At 33.6% G+C, this 1543-nt stretch carries 1 protein-coding gene and 1 pseudogene; one reads left to right on the top strand and one right to left on the bottom strand.

Going from position 1 to position 1543, the window contains the following annotated elements; all coding sequences use genetic code 11:
• Positions 1-398, bottom strand: a pseudogene (locus B3J44_RS16295) (hypothetical protein); the annotation flags it as partial.
• Between the two features lie 158 nt (positions 399-556).
• On the opposite strand from B3J44_RS16295, the gene B3J44_RS16290 reads away from it, so the two are divergent.
• On the top strand, positions 557-1534 hold the full coding sequence (locus B3J44_RS16290) for a polyprenyl synthetase family protein (protein WP_286969691.1): 978 nt from the start codon (positions 557-559) through the stop codon (positions 1532-1534).
• The last annotated feature ends 9 nt before the right edge of the window (positions 1535-1543 follow it).

The following is a 1543-nucleotide window of genomic DNA, read 5'->3' as shown; positions in this document are numbered from 1 at the left end:
ATAGTTTGTGTAGAAGAAGTAAAATCGTTTGCAAAAGAAACAACCATTTTACCTTTTACTGTATTTCCGTTATTTAAAGTACAGCCTTCAACACCAAAATCTACTGTTTTTGTCCAAGTATTATTTGTAAAAACGGTAGTAATTGTAGCACAGCTAGGAAGATAATTTTTTATAGGTCCGCTTGGTTTTGAATTTACATTGAGCTGAGAGCTAAATTGATCTTCGGCAATATTAGTAACATCTTCTACAGAAGCATCGATTTTAGAGTTGGCTATAATCTCATCGTTGGTAATCGCCGCTGTCGATCCCGATCCGTCATTTGTTTTTTCATCAGAATTACAGCTGACGAAAAAAGACATAGTAATACAAGTACTAATTAATAAAAGCTTTGTTTTCATAAAATAATAATTTTGGGTTCTTTTAAGTTAATGAATTCAAATCAGTATTAGTTAGAGCTATTTTTGGAGTTTTTTTTCAGGTTAAGGCATAAATTATTTAAATCCTAACCTAAAATACACAACGTATTTTTATTTAAAATAGTATATTTGGAGTCTAAATGAATATTACATCTCAAATAAAGCAGCCCATTTTTAACGAGATGGAACTTTTCGAAAAAAAGTTCCATGAGTCGATGACTTCTAAGGTTGCCTTACTAAACAGAATCACTTATTATATCGTAAACCGCAAAGGAAAACAAATGCGTCCGATGTTTGTTTTTCTTACTGCAAAAATGGTTTCTGGCGGTAGTGTAAACGAAAGAACATATCGCGGAGCGTCAGTAATTGAGCTTATTCACACCGCTACTTTAGTACACGATGATGTTGTTGACGATAGTAATCGCCGTCGCGGATTTTTCTCAATCAATGCACTTTGGAAAAATAAAATTGCTGTTTTGGTCGGAGATTATTTATTGTCTAAAGGTTTATTGCTCTCTATTGATAATGGCGATTTTGATTTATTAAGAATTATTTCTGTAGCCGTTCGCGAAATGAGCGAAGGAGAATTGCTTCAAATCGAAAAAGCACGTCGACTTGATATTACTGAAGATGTTTATTACGAAATCATCAGAAAGAAAACAGCAACGCTTATAGCAGCTTGTTGTGCGCTTGGCGCGAAAGCTGTAATTGAAGATGATGTACAGGTAGAAAACATGCGTAAATTCGGTGAACTGATCGGAATGGCATTTCAAATCAAAGACGATTTATTTGATTACAGCGAAGAAGCTATCGGAAAACCAACTGGAATAGATATTAAGGAGCAAAAAATGACTTTGCCTTTAATTCACGTTTTAAATACTTGTACTCCACAAGAAAAAAAGTGGCTGATAAATTCTATTAAAAACCACAACAAAGACAAAAAACGCGTAAAAGAAGTGATTGCTTTTGTAAAAGATAATAATGGTTTGGCTTACGCCGAAAACAAAATGGTCGAATTCCAGCAGGAAGCACTTGCATTACTTCAAAACTTTGACGATTCTGAGTATAAAGATGCGCTGACTTTGATGGTGAATTATGTTATTGAGAGAAAGAAATAACTTTTTAAT

This window comes from Flavobacterium sp. UBA4854 (genome assembly GCF_002399805.1).
Lineage (GTDB): Bacteria > Bacteroidota > Bacteroidia > Flavobacteriales > Flavobacteriaceae > Flavobacterium > Flavobacterium ginsengisoli.
Note: the sequence above shows the minus strand (reverse complement) of the source record. Positions and strands in the feature narration are given on the sequence as shown.